Consider the following 20,238-nt stretch of genomic DNA (forward strand, 5'->3'; position numbering starts at 1 on the left):
GAATAAATCTGACAAACCATATGGCTTGCCAACTTATTTTAAACAGTCATCGTTTACAGCTGGTTTATTTAAAACCAGTGCAACGAAGAGTTTCAAACACGTTTGGGGCAAGGTAAGCGATTGTCGACATAATCGAGGATCTCTTGCTCCAGTACGCTGCGTACTGGCAACAGCATCAAACCAAGATGCACTTCCAGTTCCAGGGTATCTTCGTCCAGGGTGAGAGTGCCATGTACCCCTGAGCCGCGAAAACGAAGCTCGGTCTCCTCTTCATCAGCCCATTCGCAATCGAGTTGATAGCTCTCGCTCATGTCCGCAGCGATGGCTTCTGCCGCGAGCCGGGCGGCGGCCAATCCCAGCGGATGCTGACGGCTGATCTGAATGATAGAGAGTGCGCTGCTGCCAGCGAGCGAGTTGAAGAACATGGTCGTTACTCTGGGTCATAAGTTAGTTATTGATATTAAACACATGTTCACAACAAATGAAAGGATGCTTCACATAAATGGGACTCACTTAACAGAGTCGAGAGGGATGAAGGCCATCAGCGAGGCATGGCATTTATTCCCTCCCCCGTGCGCGCTACACTTGTCACGGAACGGTCAGCAAAAGCTACTTGTTTTTCATTCACTTGTATCTTCGTATCACCGAATCCCCATCAATGGGCCCAAGGCCAGAGAGCTGTAGATGACGCATCAAGAACATGCCCACGACGACGATAGCACCCTGGGTCGGCTCTACCGCCAGCTCAAGCGGGTTGCAGCCTTGCGCGAGCAGATGCGTGCTCACCCGGAGGATCTGCAGGATCGGGATCGGCTACGCCAGTGGCAGGCCGACCGGTTGGGGCGGACCCATCGTGATCTGCTGGAGAGTGACCGCTACGGCCCTGCCGCCGAGTTTTTCCTGACCGACCTCTATGGCCCGGGGGATTGCGCCCGCCGCGATGCGGATGTGATGCGGGTGATGCCGACTGCCGAGCGGCTGTTGCCGGAGTCCGGCCTCAAGGTGCTGGCGCAGGCGATCGAGCTCGACGCTCTCTCCGAAGAGCTGGACTACCTGATGGTGGTGGCGCTGCGACGCATTGATGGCATTGATCCCATCACACCGGATCATTACACCATCGCCTATCGTGCCGTGGGTGAACAGGCGCGCCGGGAACATCAGATTGCGCTGGTGAGCGAGCTTGGCATGACGTTGGACAGATTGGCGAGAAAGCCACTGCTGGGGGCAACCCTCAAGCTGGTGTCAGGGCCCGCCCATCTAGCGGGGCTTGGCGAGCTCTTCTCCTTTGTCGAGCGCGGCTATCAGGTGTGTCATCAGATGGGGCGTGCCAACGAGTTTCTCGAGACCATCGCCAGTCGTGAGACGGCCATCATGACGGCGCTCTTTAACGGCGACAGCAGTGCGCTGGGGTAAGGCTTATCGAGGGATAAGCCGCCAGAATAACAAAGCGGGCCGATGAGCCCGCTTTTCGTTTATCACTGTTTGCCGATATGTTGGCCAATGCAAGAGCGATCAGATCACCAGCAGATCCATAAAGGCGTGCACCGGGGTGGCTGCAAGGCGTGGCCCATCCTGACAGAGGGCAAGGATGTCGCTGACCCGTTTGGCCGGGAAGCGGGTGGCCAGATTGCGCTGGAATTTCTCCACCAGCAGCGGGATCCCCTCCTCCCGGCGGCGGCGATGGCCGACCGGATACTCCACTTCCACCTTGGCGGTGTGAGTGCCGTCCTTGAAGAAGATCTGGATGGCGTTTGCGATGGAACGCTTGTCTGCCTCCAGATACTCGCGGCTGTAACGCTTGTCCTCCTGCACCACCATCTTGCTACGCAGCGCGTCGATGCGGGGATCGGCGGCAACATCGTCCTCATAATCCTCGGCGATCAGGCGACCGAAGATGAGAGGCACCGCCACCATGTACTGCAGGCAGTGATCCCGATCGGCCGGGTTGTTGAGGGCACCGACCTTGCTGATGATACGAATGGCCGACTCATGGGTGGTGAGCTCGATACGGTCGATCTCCTCCAGCCGTCCCTTCACCTGCCCATGCAGCTTCATGGCGCACTCCACAGCAGTCTGGGCGTGGAACTCGGCGGGATAGGAGATCTTGAACAGCACGTTCTCCATCACATAGCTGCCGTATCCCTGATGCAGGGCGAACTGATTGCCCTTGAACAGCGCATCGTAGAAACCCCACTTGGGCGCGCTCAGTACGCCGGGGTAGCCCATCTCGCCGCTCATGGTGATAAGGGCGAGGCGTACTGCGCGGGAGGTGGCATCCCCCGCCGCCCAGCTCTTGCGGGAACCCGCATTGGGGGCATGACGGTAGGTCCTCAGGCTCTGGCCATCGACCCAGGCCTGGGAGATCGCATCGATCACCTGATCACGGGTGCCACCCAGCATATGAGTCACCACGGCGGTGCTGGCGACCTTGACCAACACCACGTGATCGAGACCCACCCGGTTGAAGGAGTTCTCCAGCGCCAGCACACCCTGAATTTCGTGGGCTTTGACCATGGCCACCAGCACATCTGCCATGGTGAGCGGCGCCTTGCCCTCGGCCACGCGAGTACGGGAGAGCCAGTCGGCGGTGGCGAGAATACCGCCCAGATTGTCGGATGGGTGACCCCACTCGGCGGCCAGCCAGGTGTCGTTGTAATCGAGCCAGCGGATGATGGCGCCGATATCCCAGGCCGCCTTGACCGGATCGAGGCAAAGCTGGGTACCGGGCACCCGGGCACCATGGGGTACCAGTGTACCGGGGACTATGGGGCCAAGGTGTTTGGTGCACTCGGGGAAGCGCAGGGCAAGCAGGCCACAGCCGAGCGTATCCATCAGGCAGTAGCGGGCGGTGTCGAGAGCCGCAGAGCTGGTAATGGGGTGGTTGCAGACATAATCGGCAATATCTACCAGTACCTGATCGGGCTCGGGTCTGTGGTTGACGTCGACGTTGGCGGACATCGTGATTTCCTTATCGTTGTTGTAGGGAGACAAAGTGACGGGGGGCCGGGCCGACATAATCGGCGCTCGGACGGATGATCCGGTTGTGCTCGCGCTGCTCCATCACGTGGGCGCACCAGCCGGTGACCCGCGAGCAGACGAAGATAGGCGTGAACAGCTTGGTCGGGATCCCCATGTAGTGATAGGCGCTGGCGTGGAAGAAGTCGGCGTTGGGAAAGAGCTCTTTCTCTTCCCACATCACCTTCTCCGCCTCGCAGGAAACGCGATAGAGGCGATCATCACCCACCGCCTCGGCAAGCTTGGCCGACCACTCCTTGATGATGACGTTGCGCGGATCAGAAGTGCGGTAGATGGCGTGGCCAAAGCCCATGATCTTCTCCTTGGCCGCCAGCTTGGCCAGCAGTTCGCGCCTTGCCTGCGCCTCGTCTTGCCAATCTTCAATCATCGCCATGGCCGCCTCGTTGGCACCGCCGTGGAGCGGGCCACGCAAGGTGCCGATGGCGGCGGTGATACAGGAGAACATGTCAGAGAGCGTCGAGGCGCAAACCCGCGCCGCAAAGGTGGAGGCGTTGAACTCATGCTCGGCGTAGAGGATGAGGGAGACATGCATCACCCGACGCTCCAGCTCGCTCGGCGCTTTCTGGTGCAGCAGCGCGAGGAAATGGCCACCGATACACTCTTCATCGGTATCTAGGGCGATGCGAACGCCCTCGTGACTGAACTTGTACCAGTAGATCAGAATGCCCGGGAAGGCGGCCAGCAGCCGATCCGCCACTTCATGCTCATGTTCGAAACCATCTTCCGGCTCCAGATCGCCAAGCATGGAGCAGCCGGTGCGCAGCACATCCATGGGATGGGCATCGGCGGGAATCCGCTCCAGCACTTCCAGCAGCGGCAGGGGCAAGGTGCGCAGGCGACGCAGTTCGCGCTTGTAGGCGTCAAGCTGCTGCTCACCGGGCAATTCCCCCTTGAGCAGCAGATAGGCGACCTCCTCGAACTGGGCGCTGTCGGCCAGCTCCTTGATGTCGTAACCGCGATAGGTAAGACCGGTGCCACTCTTGCCCACGGTGCAGATACTGGTCTCCCCTGCGCTTTGACCGCGCAGACCTGCCCCGCCCAACGGTTTTTGCTGTCCCATAAGCTGCCTCCTATTCCTTGGCTGTAAACAGACGATCCAGTGTCTGCTCGTAGTGGTGATATCCGAGGAAGTCGTAGAGCGACTCCCGGGTCTGCATGGTCTCCAGGACGGCCCTTTGATGACCATCCTGGCGAATATGTTGATAGACGTTGAGGGCGGCCTGATTGGCAGCCCGGTTGGCACTCAAGGGGTAGAGCACCATATCGACCCCGTGGGCAGCCAGTTGCTCTTTGTCAAACAGCGCGGTTTTGCCGAACTCGGTCATGTTGGCGAGGATCGGCACTTTGGCCGCCAGCTTGAACTGGTCGTACTGGGCCAGCTCGGTCACCGCCTCGGCGAAGATCATGTCGGCACCGGCGGCCACATAGGCAGCGGTGCGCTCAAGAGCCGACTCCATCCCCTCCACCGCCAGTGCATCGGTGCGGGCCATGATGACGAACTCGCTATTCTCGCGGGCATCCACCGCTGCCTTGATGCGATCGCACATCTCCTCAAGCGTGACCACCGCCTTGTTGGGACGATGACCGCAGCGCTTCTGGGCAATCTGATCTTCCATATGGACGGCGGCAACACCGGCCCGCTCGAACGCGCGGATGGTGCGGGCGATATTGAATGCCCCGCCCCAGCCGGTATCGATATCGACCAGTAGCGGCACACGGGTAGCAGCAGTGATCCGCTCAGCATCGATCAGCACATCGTTGAGGGAGGTCATACCGAGATCCGGCAAGCCGTAGGAGGCATTGGCCACTCCAGCGCCGGAGAGATAAAGAGCTTGAAAGCCGCTGCGTTCGGCCATCAGCGCCATATAGGCGTTGATGGTGCCGACGATCTGCAGGGGATGTTCATTGGCAAGGGCGGTGCGAAAGCGCAGGCCTGCCGAGGGGGACAAACTGGACATCATGACTCCTTTCACCTGTCTAGTCTGGCTATCTAATATCACGTTTACGTTAACGTCAATTATACTTTCGTAACATTCTGGCCGCAGGCAAGACAGGAAACCGGTTTTAGGGTAAATTTCACCAATTCCTTCAACAGGTTGAATTGTATGATGGAGCCCGGTTCCGTGATTGTCTGTCCGGCGTGCGACTTGCTGATCCAGCGCAAAGCACTGCCGCTGCGTCGCCATGCCCACTGCCCGCGTTGTCACCAGCATCTCTATGGCCGTTATGCCTTTCGTCCCTCCCAGTTGATGGCCCTGACCATCACCGGATTTCTGCTGCTGCCCTCCGCCTTTTTTGAACCGCTGATCTATCTGCGGCTGGCAGGGGTCAACACCGACGCCGACCTGCTGCGCGGTATCCTGGTACTGTTTGGCGAAGGTGAATGGTGGGTAGCCAGCCTGGTGCTCTGGTGCGCTGTGTTGGCGCCGGTGGGATTATTGGCGGGGATCTTTGTGCTGGCTTCGGGTCTGGCCAAACGTTGGCACATTCTTCCCGTCACTTTGAAGCTGGTCGAGGTGTTTCGCCACTGGGCCATGCTGGAGGTCTATATCGTCAGCCTGCTGGTTGCCCTGTTCAAACTGATCGACATCGCCGATGTGCGCCTCGGTGGCGGCTTGCTCAGCCTCGGTATTCTGATGCTGCTCAACATGACCCTGCTGATCCTGTTTGACCCCGCCCCCTACTGGGCGCGGATCCCGTTAAAGGAGCCGGAACATGACCAGCGCCCGTGAGATGGGGCTCTGCCGCTGCCATACCTGCGGTCTGCTGGTGCGTTATCAAGCCGGGGCAGTCTGCCCCCGTTGCAGCAGCAAATTACAGGTGCGCATTCCCCGCTCCCTCGCCTGGTCATGGGGCTTGCTGGCGCTCGCCACCTTCATGTTGTTGCCTGCCAATCTGTTGCCCATAACCCATTTCTACAACAAGGGGTTGCTGCAGTCAGATACCATCTTCAGCGGTATCATGATGCTCTATCGCAGCAAAATGAGCGGGATTGCCACCATAGTTCTCACCGCCAGCATACTGGTGCCGGTGGGCAAAATATTGGGGCTGGGCTGGATCTGCTGGCAATTGCAGCGGGCCAAGCCGGTTCGGCGCAAGCGCCAGCTGGTGATGTATCGGGTGATCGATTTTATCGGTCGCTGGTCGATGCTGGACTTGTTCGTGATTTCGCTGATGGTGGCACTGGTCGATCGGGGTGTGCTGCTGAGTGTCCGCGCAGGCCCGGGGGCCACCGCCTTTGCCGGTGTGGTGGTGCTGACCATGATGTCGGCTCGCATGCTTGATACCCGTTTACTATGGGACAAGGCGGCCCGTTGATGATTTCTCTGTTTTTGTCTGATGTGCTGTTTAATCCAGCCAATAAGGAGTCACTATGATCGGGGCTGAACCCGTCATTGAAAAGCGTCGCTGGTTATCGCCGGTCTGGCTGTTACCCCTGATAGCCCTGCTGCTGGCGGGTGGCTTTCTCTATCAGCAGGTATTGAGCCGTGGCCAGCTTATCCAGATCAACTTCGCCCAGGGCAACGGCATCTTGCCGGGTAAAACCCAGGTTCGTTATCAGGGGGTGGCCATCGGCGTGGTGCAAGAGCTGGAGCTGGCTGAAGATGGCCGCAAGATTGCGGTAATGGCCAAGATTGACAGCCGTGCCAGGCCGCTGATCCGCAAGGGATCCGACTTCTGGCTGGTGAGCCCCAAGGCGTCGCTCACCGAAATCTCCGGCCTCGATACCCTGGTCTCCGGCAACTACATCAACCTGCAACCGGGGCGTGAAAGCAATCCGCTGGAGGAGACCTTCGATGCCCTGGAGGGCCCTCCTCCCGGCTATCAGGCTCAGGGGCGGATGCTGCACCTGACCGCCGATTCGCTGGGTTCGGTTGGGATTGGCGCCAAGCTCTATTTCCGCGGTATCGAGGTGGGCAGCGTCATCAATACCCGTCTGGGCCAGGACAACCAGAACGTCATTCTGGATCTGGTGATCGAGCCGCGTTTCGAGCATCTGGTCAAAGCCGATACCCGCTTCTGGAACATCAGTGGCATCAAGGGCTCCTTCAGTCTGGCTGGGGTGAGCGTGGAGGCTGGCAGCCTCACCTCCATCCTGAGCGGCGGCATTGCCTTTGACTCACCCAAAGATTCACCGGAGCCTGAGAAGGGACAGACTTTCGTCCTCTATAAAGGGCTGGCGGAAGCGGCGCGCGGCGAGCGTATCGACATTGCGGCTGTCGATCTTCCGGTCAAGGAGGGGATGCCCATCCTCTATGAGGGGATCGAGATTGGTCGTATCGACCCCATTCGCCTCACCGACCAAGGCCGTGTGGTCACAGCGCTGATCAATCCGGAGCAGGCCTATCGCATTACCGACAAGAGCCAACTGGTGTGGGAGAGTGTCTCCCTCTCCGCGACCGGCGTGCAGCATGCAGATCGCCTGCTCTCCGGCCCGGCCATTCGCCTCGACTATGTAGCGGGCAAACCGGTACAGAAGATGACCCTGACCGATCGCGCGCCCCAGAGCGGCACCAAGGTGACGCTGCAGGCTGACGATCTGGCGGGGCTCAATCAGGATGCACCTGTCTGGTACAAGGGATTGCAGGTGGGCCGTATCAGCCAGCTCACCCTGGATGCGCGCGGCAATGCCAGCGTTGAGCTGGTGATGGCGCCGAACTATGGTCACCTGCTCAACCGTGCCCGCTTCTATCGCGCCGCCCCGTTGCAGATCGATGCCGATCTGAGCGGCATCAAAGTAGAAACCAGTCCGGCCAGTGCCTGGTTGGGGGGCGGGATCAAGCTGGTACAAGCCAGCAGTGGCGAGCGGATTAACCGTCTCTACCCGAGTCAGGAGTTGGCACTGCTCGGTACCCGTGATGCCAAGCCGCAGCGCTGGTTGCTCAAGGCAGATCAGGCCGACGGCATTGGGATTGGCTCGCCTGTGCTCTATCTGGGGCTGGAAGCGGGCAAGGTCAAACAGCTACGCGCCGCCAAAGAGGGGGTCGAGATCGAACTCGAGATTGATGGGGTCTATGCTCCCCTCCTCGCCCAGCAACCCCAATTCTGGAAAAAACCGGCCATCGACACCAAGGTGCGGGTCGATGGGGTGCAGGTCAAGGTGGGCAACCTCGGTACCTTGCTGCGCGGTGCCATCGAGTTTGATCGGTTGGCCAATGGCCGCAGCAGTCATCAACTGTTCGATTCCAGGGAGCAAGCCAAGGCCAAGGTGCGCCAGCTGTCACTGGTTGCAGAGAGCAATCCGGGGCTCGGGATTGGCAGTCCGATCCGCTATCGTGGGGTCGATATCGGCAAAATTGAAGAGATCGAGCTGGAGCCGTCTCTGGGTCAGGTGATCTTCAAGGCGGAGCTCGATGGCCACTATGCCGAGCGTTTCCTGCAGTCCGGCGCCCGCTTTACTCTGGTGCAGGCCAAGCTGGGATTAGGCGGGGTTGCGCACCTCGATACCCTGATCAAGGGGGCGTTTGTAGAGGCACAACCCGGTAAAGGCGCTGGCAAAGATCGCTTCCCCTTGAGTCAGGTCGGCCCTGTGGGTCTGGCCCTGACCCTCAAGAGCCCCTCCGTCAATGGCCTGAGCGTCGGCAGCCCGCTGCTGTTTCGCAAGATGGTGGTGGGCAGTGTCACCAAGGTGGCGCTGGCTCGGGATGGCAGCGAGGTGGTGATCGATGTCAACGTGGATCAGGAGTATGCCCATCTGGTGCGGGCCAACTCCCGTTTCTGGAATGTCTCCGGGGTCAAGGCGGATATCGGCCTGACCGGCGGCACTATCGAAGTGGAGACGGTGCAGAGCCTGCTGGCCGGCGGCATCGCCTTCAATACGCCGGAGAAAGAGATGGGGCCAACCGTCAAGGCGGGACACAGCTATCCGCTCTACGGCAAGGCCGAGAAAGAGTGGCTGGAGTGGAGCCCGCGCATCCAGCCTTGATCCCTTCCCTTTGTATCTCATCCAAGCCCGGCACAGTGCCGGGCTTTTTTATATTCCGGTGCCTGTTGATAGGGTTCAGATTCAGAATATTCTTAGCCTTGTGGTAGGATATCGCCCCTCTTTTTCGGTCAACGAGACGGCACAGTGCACGACAACACCTTCCTTCCCGATTACTTTTTACGCCACATTGCGGCCATTATGCCGGCCCATCTCTCGATGGAAGACTTTGTGGCCAGTTGTCGACGTCCGCTGCGCCGCAGCATTCGGGTCAACACCTTGAAGATAGCCGTCTCGGATTTCGTCGCCCTGATGGAGCCACTGGGTTGGCAGCTCGACCCTGTGCCCTGGTGTGATACCGGCTTCTGGCTGACCCGCAGCGATGAAACTGTCCCCCTTGGCAACACCGCCGAGCACTTGAGCGGGCTCTTCTACATTCAGGAAGCGAGCTCCATGCTGCCGGTGACGGCACTCTTTGCCAGTGACAAGATCAAAGCGGATGGCATGTTGCTGGATGCGGCGGCGGCCCCCGGCTCCAAGACCACCCAGATAGCCGCCTTGATGAACAATCAGGGGATGTTGGTTGCCAACGAGTTTTCCAGCAGCCGGTTGAAAGTGCTTAGCGCCAATATCCAGCGCTGCGGCGTGACCAATGTAGGTATGACCCATTTTGATGCCAAGGTATTTGGCCAGTGGTTGCCGGAGACCTTCGATGCCATCCTGCTCGATGCCCCCTGCTCCGGTGAAGGTACGGTGCGCAAGGATGAAGATGCGCTGCGCAACTGGAGTATCGAGAGCATCGACGAGATTGCGGCGGTGCAACAAGGGTTGCTGGAGAGCGCCTTCCATGCCCTGAAACCGGGTGGTGTGCTGGTCTACTCCACCTGTACCTTGAGTGAGCAGGAGAATCAGGCGGTCTGCCAATCCCTGCTGAACAAGTTTGGCGATGCCTTGAGTTTTGACTCGTTGGCAGACCTGTTCCCCCATGCAGAGCAGGCCTGTACATCCGAGGGATACCTGCACGTTTGGCCCCAGATCTTCGACAGTGAAGGCTTTTTCGTCGCTAGATTGCGCAAGCATCACTCGGTGCCCAACACCATGTTCAAGCCGGGCAAGCTGGGTAAATTCCCTTTTGCGCCGCTTCCTGCCAAAGAGGCGGAACCCATGTTGCGCGAGATCGAAGCCAACTTTGGGGTGGCACCGCAGGGTCAGCTGTTTGGCCGCAATGACGAGGTCTGGCTCTTCCCCCAGATGTTTGATCAGGTGCAGGGCAAGTTGCGTTTTGATCGCATCGGCATCAAGTTGGCCGAAACCTTCAAGAAAGGTTATCGCCTCACTCATGAGTGGGCATTGGCCTATGGCGATAAAGCGAGCAAGGGCGTGGTCGAGCTGGATAGCGCCAATGCGCGGGAATTCATGATGGGGCGGGATGTTTGGCCAGAACAGGATGCGGGCACTGGCGAGGTAATCGTCCGCTATCAGGGGCATACCCTGGGCATGGGGAAATGGGTGGGGAGTCGGGTCAAGAATGCCCTCCCCCGCGAGCTGGTGCGTGACAACAATCTGTTCAATGCGTAGTGGGCCGTTCGGTGCATAGGCACTTGAACGAGTCTGAAATACCCACACTCTGGTTGAACTTTTCTTCGGATCTTGAAAAGCCTTGAGCCTTGTCTAAGCTTAAGGCAATCCGAACACCAGTTAGCGCACGGCTCTGCAAGGAGCCAATTCCCCTATGCCAGGTACAAGGAATTCGTACCTGGCTTTTTTTATCTCTTCACGTATCGCTGTTACTTCACTCTTGTATCTATTCTACGGTCTCTTCGACCTGTGTGGCGACTCTGTTTTCAAACGGAGGTTCTCTACCCAGCTCATGTTGGTAGAGCAGATCGATCGCCTGCTCGATGAGTGATGCCTGACTGTCTTCGAGATGAAGACCCAGTGCGGCCAATCGTTCGGCGTGGCGATTGCTGATCCAGCATTGCAGCCGGGTATGGGTCTCCTGCTTGCGTTTTACATGTTGGCGCTGCCGCTCGGCATTGTTTTGGGGCACAGCCTCTTGCTCTTCACGCACTGTCATTTCTTGGCTCATATGTCCTTGCGATGTTTCATTTCCGGATTTGTTATCTCTCATCACATGCCATTATCCATAGGAAGATGGCCCTTTCCCTTTGGGCTGCTGGCTGCACGGCAAATATATCATCAGATCAACAAGATATCATTTAACATAAAAAATGAAGTGACGCAGTTGTGTCAAAGCAAGCCATCAAGGGCATGATCGGAGAATTTGTGGGCGTCATCGAAGTACTCCTGCAGGGTTCGCATATCCTTGTGGCGCGTCACTTCTATGATCTTGTTCATCGGCTTTCCGGCAGTCACCGCCGAGGTGATGAACCCGCGACGCAGGCTGTGGCCACTGACGTAGAGATCGTCAATGGTTTGGCCGGTTCGGCGCTTGATCATCAGATTGATGCCCTGAGGGCCGAGCGGTTCGGCCATCAGTTGACCCCAACGATTCATGCGCCGAAATAGTGGCCCCTCGCTGATCCCGCTTTTGTGTAGCCACTTTTGTAGTGCCGAGACGGGACAGTAATGCTTGCCCGGGATCAGGGCGATCTCGGTTTCATGCAGCTGATGTTTGCTCGGTTTGAGGCGAAGGCGGATCCCCTGCCCCACAAAATCGAGATCGCTCACCTCAATTCGGGCTGCTTCCGAGCGGCGCAAGGCGCCACTGAACATCAAGAGCAGCAGGGTGTGATCACGCAAACCAGCCAGATCACCGGTGTCGATGCCATCCAGCACCTGGGTCAATGGTTGCAGCGTCAGGGCGCCGGTTTTGTGTTTACGGTTATCCCCCAACCTGACAATACCGCGCATCATCTCCTTGATTTCGGGATGTTCGGTGGGCATGGGATGAATGCCTTTCTGCTTGAAGGCATAACGGATCCCGGCAAGCCGTCTCACCAGAGTTGCCGGTTTTCGAGGCTCGCCATTACGCAGCTCTCCCTTCCCCTCCTCTTTATCCAGCCATACCCAGTCGGCCAATACGCCGTCGGCCTGATCAGCGAGAAAATTCATGATGTCGTGATGGGTGGTTTGCAGTGGATCCAGCCCGTGCAATTGACACCAGAAGACAAAAATACGGGTATCCGCCTGATAGGCATTGAGTGTGGAATCCGCTTTTGCACTGCGCAAAAAGCGGCGTGCCCGACTATTTAGCTGTGCATCGAAAACAGTCTGCAGTGACTGATGAGCTTGATTGGACAAGGATGGGTATGCCACGGAACTCTATGATTCATATGAAGTTTGAGAGGATCTTACAGGATCCTTCCTATACATCAAGTATCGATAATGAATATTATCGATACTTAGAACATCTTGTTTTAATACCCTTTGACCACGCTGAATAAAGGAAACATAGGAATATCATTTAATCCAGTTTAGCAGAAACGAAAAAGTAAAATTGGCAGGAAGAAGTGAGAGATAACGCAGCTCGGTGTTGATATTCAGGTGGGTAATCAACTTGGTATTTGAAATATAAAAGCCCCAAATAACGGGGCTTGGGGATTATTTTTTCGCCAGTTTGAATAGTTCAAAGAAATTCCGGCTGGTGGCTTCTGCCAATTCATTAAGCGGAATCTGACGCAGATCGGCAATAAACTGCGCAACGTCTCGCACAAAGGAGGGTTCGTTCTCCCTCCCCCGATGCGGCACGGGGGCAAGATAGGGCGAGTCGGTTTCGACCAGCAATCTGTCGAGGGGAAGTGCCTTGACCACCTCTTGCAGGGCAGACGCATTTTTGAAGGTGGCGATCCCGGAGATGGAGATATAGAACCCCATCGCCATCGCAGCTTGCGCCATCTCGAGGGATTCAGTGAAGCAGTGCAGCACACCGCCGACCTGATCCGCGCCCTCTTCACGCATGATCTGCAAGGTATCTTGTTGAGCATCGCGGGTATGGATGATCAGCGGCTTGTTCAGCGCGCGAGCGACCCGGATATGTTCGCGGAAAGAGGCTTGCTGAACTTCCTTGTTCTCGGGCGAGTAAAAGTAATCGAGACCGGTCTCACCGATGGCGATCACTCTTTCGTCCGCAGCCTGAGTCAGCAACAAGGCTGCATCCACACCGGGTTCCTGATTGAGCGGGTGTACCCCGCAAGAGGCAAACACCTGGGGATAGGGGGCGATCGCCTCGAGCATGGTCGGGAACTGTGCCTGAGTCACACTGACACAGAGAAAATATCCCACGTCAAGTTTCGCGGCCTTGGCCAGTACATCAGCCATGCTGGTCTGCTTGCTGCCATAGCTCAGGCGATCGAGATGACAGTGGGAATCAACGAGTAACATATAAAACCTTTCTGCTTGTCGGTACTTATAACCAGCGACTGAGCCAGTTCATCAGATGGATGGTGGGATTGGAGAGCTGGCCCGGCTGGCATGCCGCTTTCAGGGCTACCAGATCTTGTTCTGCCTCCAGCAGTTTTTCGCTGGAGTGCTGCACCGCCAACCGTTGACTCAAGATGGCCAGATCAGGCATTGCCAGCTGATGGTGACCACATCCGGCCTGGGTTTTCAGGGCATCGCACAAGAAGAGCTGCAACCAGTGCAACCTGACCTGCGTCTCCTGACCAAGCTGGCTGCACAGTGCCGTCGCCTTGACCGGACTTTGACTCAGGGCGACAAACTGTTCCAGCAGTTCACGGCGAGTACTGTCCTGTTGCTGCTCGATATAGTCGAGTACCCGCAGCGGTGCCCCCTGACAGATCCGCACCTGAGCCAGAGTGGCCTGATGACCCTGCTCGGCCAACCAGCGTACTGTTTCCCCTTCCGCAGGCAATTGACAGACATGTTTGTGACAGCGACTGAGAATGGTGGGAAGCAACCGGGAAACCTGGGAAGCGATCAGCAACAGCAAGCTGTCGCCGGCCGGCTCTTCCAGGGTTTTCAGCAGGGCGTTGGCCGCCGATTCAGTCATCCGCTCCGCATCTGGAATGATCACCACCTTGCCACGGCCGAGCTGGGCAGAGCCCTGTAGCCGGGTGCAGATCTCGCGAATGGCCTCGACCCCGATGGTCTTGCTGTCGCGAGTGATGGTGCCGAGATCCGGGTGGTTGCCCTTGTCAAACAACTGGCAGGAGTGGCAGTGGCCGCACGGCTCTCCGCGATCCGGTTGCTGGCAAAGGTGCAAACGTGCCAGCCGCTCGGCCAGTTGCTCCTTGCCAAGACCGGGATCGCCCAGCAACAACCAGGCGTGGCCGAGACGACCGGACTGGGCCGTCTGGCTCAGAGCATGCCAGTCGGGGATCAGCCAGGGATACATAGCGGCTCGTTCGACAGATAGTGATCCAATGCAAGCTCAATGGACGTTTTGACCTGTTCCGGCGTTTGCGCCGCATCGATCACCACAATGGAGTCATCCTTGGCGGCCAGTTCGAGATAGCGCGCCCGGGTACGCTCGAAGAAGCTGAGCTGCTCCAGTTCGATGCGATCCAGCTCGCCGCGATGGCGCGCGCGCTGCAAGCCAAGGGCGGGATCGATATCGAGATAGAGGGTGAGATCCGGCTTGAAGTTGCCGAGCACCGCCTGCTTGATGGCTCCGATAAGCTGGGCATCGATACAACGGCCGCCACCCTGATAGGCCTGGGAGGAGAGATCGTGGCGATCTCCCACCACCCAGACACCGTTGGCCAGTGCCGGCTTGATGCGGGTCTCCACCAGTTGTACCCGGGAGGCGTACATCAGCAGCAGTTCCGCCTCGATGGTGAGGCGCTCGTCGTGCACCTCTTTGACGATGGCCCGCATCCGCTCGGCCAGCGGCGTACCACCCGGCTCGCGGGTGCACTCGATCCGGTTGATGCCGTGGCGCTGCAGATAGTCGGTCACATAACGCACGGCCGAGCTCTTCCCTGCCCCTTCCAATCCTTCGATCACAATAAATTTAGACATTAGGGTTTCTTCAATATGTATTCGCGAACCGCCCGATTGTGTTCATCGAGGGTCTTGGAGAAATAGTGGGCACCGCCCCCCTTAGCGACAAAGTAGAGATAGTCGGTCGACTTGGGGTTAAGCGCAGCTTCGATGGAGGCCTTGCCCGGCATGGCAATAGGCGTGGGCGGCAGACCATCGATCACATAGGTGTTGTAGGGATTCTTGTCGGTCAGATCGCTGCGGCGAATGTTGCCATCGTAGCGATCCTTCACCCCGTAAATGACGGTGGGATCGGTTTGCAACTTCATGCCCAGACGCAGTCGATTGACAAACACCGAGGCGATCTGCGCCCGCTCGTCCGGCTGGCCGGTCTCTTTCTCGATGATGGAAGCCATGATCAACGCCTCATAGGGCGTTTTGTAAGGCAGGTTGGCCTGACGTTTCTCCCAGCTCTGCTGCAAGAAAGTCTCCATATCCTGATGGGCGCGACGCAGGATCGAGAGATCGCTGGCATGGGTGGTATAAGCGTACGTTTCCGGCAGGAACCACCCCTCCAGCTTGCCATTCTCGATGCCGAGCTCCTGCGCCAGGTCGGCTTCGGATTGCTCGACGGTCAATCGCTCAAGGTATGGGGCGCTGGAGAGCTGCTTCTGCCAATCCTCGAAACGGGAACCTTCGACGAAGGTGAGGCTGAAGTGAAACTCCTTGCCCGATGCGAACAGGGAGAGGGTCTCCTTGAGAGGGGCCCCTTCCTTGATTTCATAGGTGCCCGATTTGATGGCCACCAGTTCGGGATGGCTGCGCAGCCAGAGCCGCACCGCCCAGGGGCTGGCTTCCCCCTCCCCCAGTTCGGCGATGAGGCGCGCCGCATGGGCGCCCTTCTCCACCGTAAAGAGCCGGGTCGGCCCCTTGTTGGTGAGCGTTTCTACCTGTTGCCATTTGTAATGTACATAGCCCCCGGCAGCGGCAACCGTCAGTGCCGCCCCCGCGAGCAGGGTGTAAAGCCGATTAAACTTCAATGACCAAACGCTCCTGTAAACGGCGACTCAATACCGCTGGGGGATAGTGAATATCCTCGATGCCATTGACCGGCACGACCCCCATCAGGGTATTGGTGAGCCACACCTCTTCCGCCTGCCATAGTGACTCCAGCGGAGCCTCTACCACACGCAACTCAATACTCATCTGTTTCAACATCGCCATCACCTGGCGGCGCATGATGCCATCGACACCACCGCGGGCGAGATCGGGCGTAAACACCGTCTTGCCCCGACGCCAAAACAGATTGGCACTGACCCCTTCAATCAGAAAACCGCGACTGTTAAGCACTATCCCTTCGACTGCATTTCGGCTGACAAGTTCGCTTTTCAGCAATACCTGCTCCAGACGATTCAAGGTTTTAAGCCCGGCCAGCATAGGGGCATCACCGATCCGCTGGCGGCACACCACCATCTCGATCCCCTCCTGTTGCCACTGGCCATAGTGAGTGGGAAATGGCGCCAGAGTGACAATCCGGGTTGTGTGCTGACATCCGCTGCCATCATAGCCCCGCCCCCCCTCGCCGCGGGTCAGGATCACCTTGGCCACGCATTGTGGCTGGTCGGCCACCATCTCTTCAACCTCCCGGGTCAAGAGATCCCAGTCCGGTTCAACCAATCCCAGCCGGTTGTTGGCCAGCTGCAACCGTGCCAGATGCGCAGGCCACTGCAACACGCGACCCTCCCTGACCGCCATGGTGGTGAAATGACCGTCACCATAAGCCAGCCCCCGATCATAGGCCGAGATGGTATCAAGCTTCATTCCATTGATAAGCAAAGGGATCCCTCCGATAAAAAAGGCCCGATACCGGCAGTATCGGGCCTGTGTCTTTGCCCTGCGGCAAATTATACGCGTTTGAAGATCAGTGAGCCATTGGTGCCGCCAAAACCAAATGAGTTGGAAAGGGCGTACTCGAAGCTGCCAGGCTTGGCCACATGGGGTACCAGATCCAGATCGCACTCATCATCCGGGTTGTCCAGGTTGATGGTGGGCGGAGCCACCTGATCACGCAGGGCCAACACAGTGATGATCGCCTCGATGGCACCGGCGGCGCCCAACAGGTGACCGGTCATGGACTTGGTGGAGCTCACCATCAGGGATTTGGCGTGCTCACCAAACACCGACTTCATGCCACGCAGTTCAGCCACATCACCCAACGGGGTGGAGGTACCGTGCGCGTTGATGTAACCAATCTGCTCGGGGGCAATGCCAGCATCCTTGATGGCATTTTTCATGGCGCGAGCACCACCGTTGCCATCTGCAGGAGGCGCAGTCATGTGGTACGCGTCACCGCTCATGCCAAAACCTACCAGCTCGGCGTAGATCTTGGCGCCACGGGCCTTGGCGTGTTCGTACTCTTCCAGCACCAGTACACCGGCACCGTCACCCAGCACGAAACCATCGCGATCTTTATCCCACGGACGGCTCGCTTTTTGCGGCTCGTCGTTGCGGTTGGAGAGTGCCTTGGCGGCAGCGAAGCCACCCATCCCCATTGCGGTGGAGGCTTTCTCGGCACCGCCGGCGACCATCACATCGGCATCACCGTAAGCGATCATCCGGCCAGCCATACCGATGGCATGGGTACCTGTGGTACAGGCGGTAGTCACGGCGATGTTCGGCCCTTGTAGACCTTTCATGATGGAGAGATGACCGGACACCATATTTATGATGGTGGACGGAACGAAGAAGGGACTGATCTTGCGCGGGCCGCCATTGACCAAGCTTTCGTGGTTCTGTTCAATCAGACCCAGACCGCCGATACCGGAGCCAATCGCCACGCCGACACGTTCGGCATTCTCTTCATTGATGGTCAGGCCGGAATCATCCAGCGCCTGCATACCGGCCGCGATGCCGTATTGAATGAAGAGATCCATCTTGCGAGCGTCTTTACGGTTGATACCGTACTGCTCGGGATCGAAATCCTTGACCAGACCTGCGAAGCGGGTTGCAAACTCGCTGGCATCAAAGTGTTCGATAAGGGAAATACCGCTCTGCCCGTTGAGCAGTGCTTGCCAGCTGGATTCGGCAGTGTTACCCACCGGGGAAAGCATCCCCAAGCCGGTCACCACGACTCTGCGTTTTGACACTGAGGTAGTCTCCGAGAGGTGTTTTGAAAAGGAACAAATACAAAAGAAGCGGCCCTTGGGCCGCTTCTTTCAGAACAGGAACTTATTCCTGATTAGCGGTGATGTAGTCGATAGCCGCTTGAACAGTGGTGATCTTCTCGGCTTCTTCATCAGGAATTTCGGTATCGAATTCTTCTTCCAGCGCCATTACCAGTTCAACGGTATCCAAAGAGTCAGCGCCCAGGTCGTCGACGAAGGAGGCAGCGTTCTTAACGTCTTCCTCTTTAACACCCAGTTGTTCGATGATGATTTTCTTTACGCGTTCTTCGATGTTGCTCATGACCTGAATTTTCCTTTAAAAATACGCTATTTGCGTCTGGTTGGGGTAGTTTATTCAATTGACGTGAGTTTGCAAGTAGCTTGCCGCTGGTCAAACCACGAAATGTGCCAAACTTCGGCGTACTATCGCAAATTTGAACAGATCTCACGACAAATTGATTACACCATGTACATCCCGCCATTAACATGCAGGGTTTCGCCGGTGATATAGGCTGCTTCATCAGAAGCCAAGAATACCACAGCTGCGGCAATTTCTTTTGGATCACCCAAACGGGCGGCAGGCACCTGACTCATGATGCCGGCACGTTGATCGTCATTCAGGGCACGGGTCATGTCGGTTTCGATGAAACCGGGTGCAACCGCGTTCACTGTGATACCACGGGATGCCACTTCCCGCGCCAACGATTTGGTAAAACCAACCAGACCGGCCTTGGCGGCAGCATAGTTGACCTGACCGGCATTGCCCATGGTTCCCACCACGGAGCCAATGCTGATGATGCGACCGTGACGTTTCTTCATCATGGCACGCAACACCGGTTTGCTCAGACGGTAAAGCGAGGTCAGATTGGTATCGATGATCTCGTTCCACTCGTCATCTTTCATCCGCATCAACAGGTTGTCACGGGTGATACCCGCGTTGTTGATCAGGATGTCGATGTCGCCAAAGCGCGCCTTGATGGCGGCGAAGACGGCTTCGATGGATTCCTGGCTGGTCACGTTGAGTGCCATGCCGCAACCATTGTCGCCCAGATAGGCGCTGATCGCCTCGGCACCACTCTCGCTGGTCGCCGTACCGACCACTTTCGCGCCACGGGCCACGAATGTTTCGGCAATCGCACGGCCGATGCCACGACTGGCACCGGTCACCAACACAACCTTATCGGTAAAGCTCATCACTTGCTCCTGTTTACTTGATCTGGGCCAGCGCCTGCTCGAAAGAGGCGGCATCGTTAGCGTGAATACCTTCCACGCGCTTGTCGATGCGCTTGGCGAGCCCGGTCAACACTTTGCCCGGTCCCATCTCGATCTCGAGGGTAACCCCCTCATTGGCCATCCGCTCGACAGTCTCGGTCCAACGAACCGGGCTGAACAGCTGACGTACCAGCGCTTGCTTGATGGCGGCCGGATCCTGTTCACAGGATACGTCGACATTATTGATGACCGCGATGGTTGGAACCTTGATCTCGATCCCGTCCAGCGCAGCTGCCAGTTTTTCTGCGGCAGGTTTCATCAGCGCGCAGTGAGACGGCACGGAGACCGGCAGCGGCAGCGCACGCTTGGCGCCCGACTCTTTCATCAGCACGTTGGCGCGCTCAACGGCCTCTTTGTGACCGGCGATAACCACCTGGCCCGGGGAGTTGAAGTTGACCGGAGAGACCACCTGCCCTTGTGCCGCTTTTTCGCAGTTGGCGGCGATGGATTCGTTATCCAGACCGATGATAGCCGCCATGGCACCGGTCCCTTCCGGTACCGCTTCCTGCATGGCCAGACCACGCAACTCGACCAGTTTGACCGCATCGGCAAAATCGAGTGCGCCGCTGCAAACCAGCGCGGAGTACTCACCCAGGCTGTGACCCGCCATCATGGCAGGAGTTGCCCCACCCTGCTGTTGCCACAGGCGCCACAGAGCGACAGAGGCAGTCAGCAGCGCAGGCTGGGTGCGCCAGGTTTTATTCAGATCTTCAACCGGACCATCCATCACCAGGGCAAACAGGTCATAACCCAGCACCTGACTCGCCTCGGCGAAGGTCTCCTTGATCACGGCATGTTGTTCGGCCAGCTCGGCCAGCATGCCTACGGACTGGGAACCTTGTCCCGGGAAGGCAATGGCAAATTGGGTCATCATTGATTCCTTTTAGATAAGACAAAAATGAAATCGGTGACGGGATGATGGGCGCACCATCCCGCCGA

20 protein-coding genes are annotated in these 20,238 nt (G+C 57.8%); 5 read left to right on the plus strand and 15 right to left on the minus strand.

From position 1 onward, the window contains the following. Positions 1-92: 92 nt before the first annotated feature. Complete coding sequence (locus AB5Z05_RS08965; RefSeq protein ID WP_005333124.1) at positions 93-425, minus strand: polyhydroxyalkanoic acid system family protein; 333 nt, start codon at positions 423-425, stop codon at positions 93-95. Between the two features lie 259 nt (positions 426-684). Here AB5Z05_RS08965 and AB5Z05_RS08970 point away from each other — a divergent pair, with 259 nt between their 5' ends. Further along, the gene (locus AB5Z05_RS08970) at positions 685-1,413 is read left to right on the plus strand and encodes a hypothetical protein (RefSeq protein WP_157160780.1); all 729 of its coding nucleotides are present in this window, start codon (positions 685-687) and stop codon (positions 1,411-1,413) included. 99 nt (positions 1,414-1,512) lie between these two features. Here AB5Z05_RS08970 and AB5Z05_RS08975 read toward each other — a convergent pair whose 3' ends face one another. From AB5Z05_RS08975 to prpB, 3 genes are read right to left on the minus strand one after another with little or no spacing between them, the layout of a single operon-like run. Beyond that, positions 1,513-2,958, minus strand: a complete 1,446-nt coding sequence (locus AB5Z05_RS08975; protein ID WP_368151133.1) for a bifunctional 2-methylcitrate dehydratase/aconitate hydratase — start codon at positions 2,956-2,958, stop codon at positions 1,513-1,515. Positions 2,959-2,968: 10 nt separating this feature from the next. Continuing rightward, on the minus strand, positions 2,969-4,096 hold the full coding sequence (gene prpC, locus AB5Z05_RS08980) for a 2-methylcitrate synthase (protein ID WP_042055047.1): 1,128 nt from the start codon (positions 4,094-4,096) through the stop codon (positions 2,969-2,971). A gap of 10 nt (positions 4,097-4,106) precedes the next feature. After that, positions 4,107-4,994 (minus strand): methylisocitrate lyase, encoded by an 888-nt coding sequence (prpB, locus tag AB5Z05_RS08985; protein WP_368151348.1) that lies wholly within the window; start codon positions 4,992-4,994, stop codon positions 4,107-4,109. Between the two features lie 147 nt (positions 4,995-5,141). On the opposite strand from prpB, the gene AB5Z05_RS08990 reads away from it, so the two are divergent. The 4 genes from AB5Z05_RS08990 to rsmF all read left to right on the plus strand — a co-directional run bounded on the left by AB5Z05_RS08990 (position 5,142) and on the right by rsmF (position 10,537). Then, positions 5,142-5,768 (plus strand): paraquat-inducible protein A, encoded by a 627-nt coding sequence (locus AB5Z05_RS08990; RefSeq protein ID WP_005345516.1) that lies wholly within the window; start codon positions 5,142-5,144, stop codon positions 5,766-5,768. Further along, on the plus strand, positions 5,752-6,354 hold the full coding sequence (locus tag AB5Z05_RS08995; protein ID WP_005333132.1) for a paraquat-inducible protein A: 603 nt from the start codon (positions 5,752-5,754) through the stop codon (positions 6,352-6,354). Before AB5Z05_RS08990 ends, AB5Z05_RS08995 begins: the two co-directional genes overlap by 17 nt. Positions 6,355-6,409: 55 nt before the next feature. Further along, a complete protein-coding gene (locus AB5Z05_RS09000; protein ID WP_368151135.1) occupies positions 6,410-8,962 on the plus strand; it encodes an MlaD family protein in 2,553 nt (850 codons plus the stop codon). Between the two features lie 144 nt (positions 8,963-9,106). Then, complete coding sequence (gene rsmF, locus AB5Z05_RS09005) at positions 9,107-10,537, plus strand: 16S rRNA (cytosine(1407)-C(5))-methyltransferase RsmF (protein ID WP_368151137.1); 1,431 nt, start codon at positions 9,107-9,109, stop codon at positions 10,535-10,537. Between the two features lie 226 nt (positions 10,538-10,763). Here rsmF and AB5Z05_RS09010 read toward each other — a convergent pair whose 3' ends face one another. From AB5Z05_RS09010 to fabD, 11 genes are all read right to left on the minus strand, one after another. Next, complete coding sequence (locus AB5Z05_RS09010; RefSeq protein WP_100653771.1) at positions 10,764-11,048, minus strand: RepB family protein; 285 nt, start codon at positions 11,046-11,048, stop codon at positions 10,764-10,766. 161 nt (positions 11,049-11,209) lie between these two features. After that, the gene (locus tag AB5Z05_RS09015; RefSeq protein ID WP_368151139.1) at positions 11,210-12,151 is read right to left on the minus strand and encodes a tyrosine-type recombinase/integrase; all 942 of its coding nucleotides are present in this window, start codon (positions 12,149-12,151) and stop codon (positions 11,210-11,212) included. A gap of 372 nt (positions 12,152-12,523) precedes the next feature. Continuing rightward, positions 12,524-13,303, minus strand: a complete 780-nt coding sequence (locus AB5Z05_RS09020; RefSeq protein WP_368151141.1) for a TatD family hydrolase — start codon at positions 13,301-13,303, stop codon at positions 12,524-12,526. Positions 13,304-13,328: 25 nt separating this feature from the next. Next, positions 13,329-14,276, minus strand: a complete 948-nt coding sequence (holB, locus tag AB5Z05_RS09025) for a DNA polymerase III subunit delta' (protein WP_368151142.1) — start codon at positions 14,274-14,276, stop codon at positions 13,329-13,331. Further along, positions 14,261-14,902: a dTMP kinase gene (gene tmk / locus AB5Z05_RS09030; RefSeq protein WP_368151144.1), complete on the minus strand. Its 642-nt coding sequence runs from the start codon at positions 14,900-14,902 to the stop codon at positions 14,261-14,263. The genes holB and tmk overlap by 16 nt, the downstream gene beginning before the upstream one ends. Then, positions 14,902-15,903 carry an endolytic transglycosylase MltG gene (mltG, locus tag AB5Z05_RS09035; protein ID WP_042083043.1) on the minus strand — a complete coding sequence of 334 codons (1,002 nt, stop codon included), beginning with the start codon at positions 15,901-15,903 and terminating at the stop codon, positions 14,902-14,904. The genes tmk and mltG overlap by 1 nt, the downstream gene beginning before the upstream one ends. Then, entirely contained in the window at positions 15,893-16,699 is an 807-nt protein-coding gene (gene pabC / locus AB5Z05_RS09040) for an aminodeoxychorismate lyase (RefSeq protein ID WP_236280480.1), read from the minus strand. Before pabC ends, mltG begins: the two co-directional genes overlap by 11 nt. Before the next feature lie 68 nt (positions 16,700-16,767). Continuing rightward, the gene (gene fabF, locus AB5Z05_RS09045) at positions 16,768-18,009 is read right to left on the minus strand and encodes a beta-ketoacyl-ACP synthase II (RefSeq protein ID WP_005360452.1); all 1,242 of its coding nucleotides are present in this window, start codon (positions 18,007-18,009) and stop codon (positions 16,768-16,770) included. A gap of 82 nt (positions 18,010-18,091) precedes the next feature. Further along, positions 18,092-18,328 carry an acyl carrier protein gene (gene acpP, locus AB5Z05_RS09050; protein ID WP_005300909.1) on the minus strand — a complete coding sequence of 79 codons (237 nt, stop codon included), beginning with the start codon at positions 18,326-18,328 and terminating at the stop codon, positions 18,092-18,094. 158 nt (positions 18,329-18,486) lie between these two features. After that, entirely contained in the window at positions 18,487-19,221 is a 735-nt protein-coding gene (fabG, locus tag AB5Z05_RS09055; RefSeq protein ID WP_005351850.1) for a 3-oxoacyl-ACP reductase FabG, read from the minus strand. A gap of 13 nt (positions 19,222-19,234) precedes the next feature. Beyond that, positions 19,235-20,170, minus strand: coding sequence for an ACP S-malonyltransferase (gene fabD, locus AB5Z05_RS09060; RefSeq protein WP_005333161.1), 936 nt, complete (start codon positions 20,168-20,170; stop codon positions 19,235-19,237). Positions 20,171-20,238: the final 68 nt, after the last annotated feature.

Source organism: Aeromonas sp. R2-4 (genome assembly GCF_040908365.1).
Lineage (GTDB): Bacteria > Pseudomonadota > Gammaproteobacteria > Enterobacterales > Aeromonadaceae > Aeromonas > Aeromonas veronii.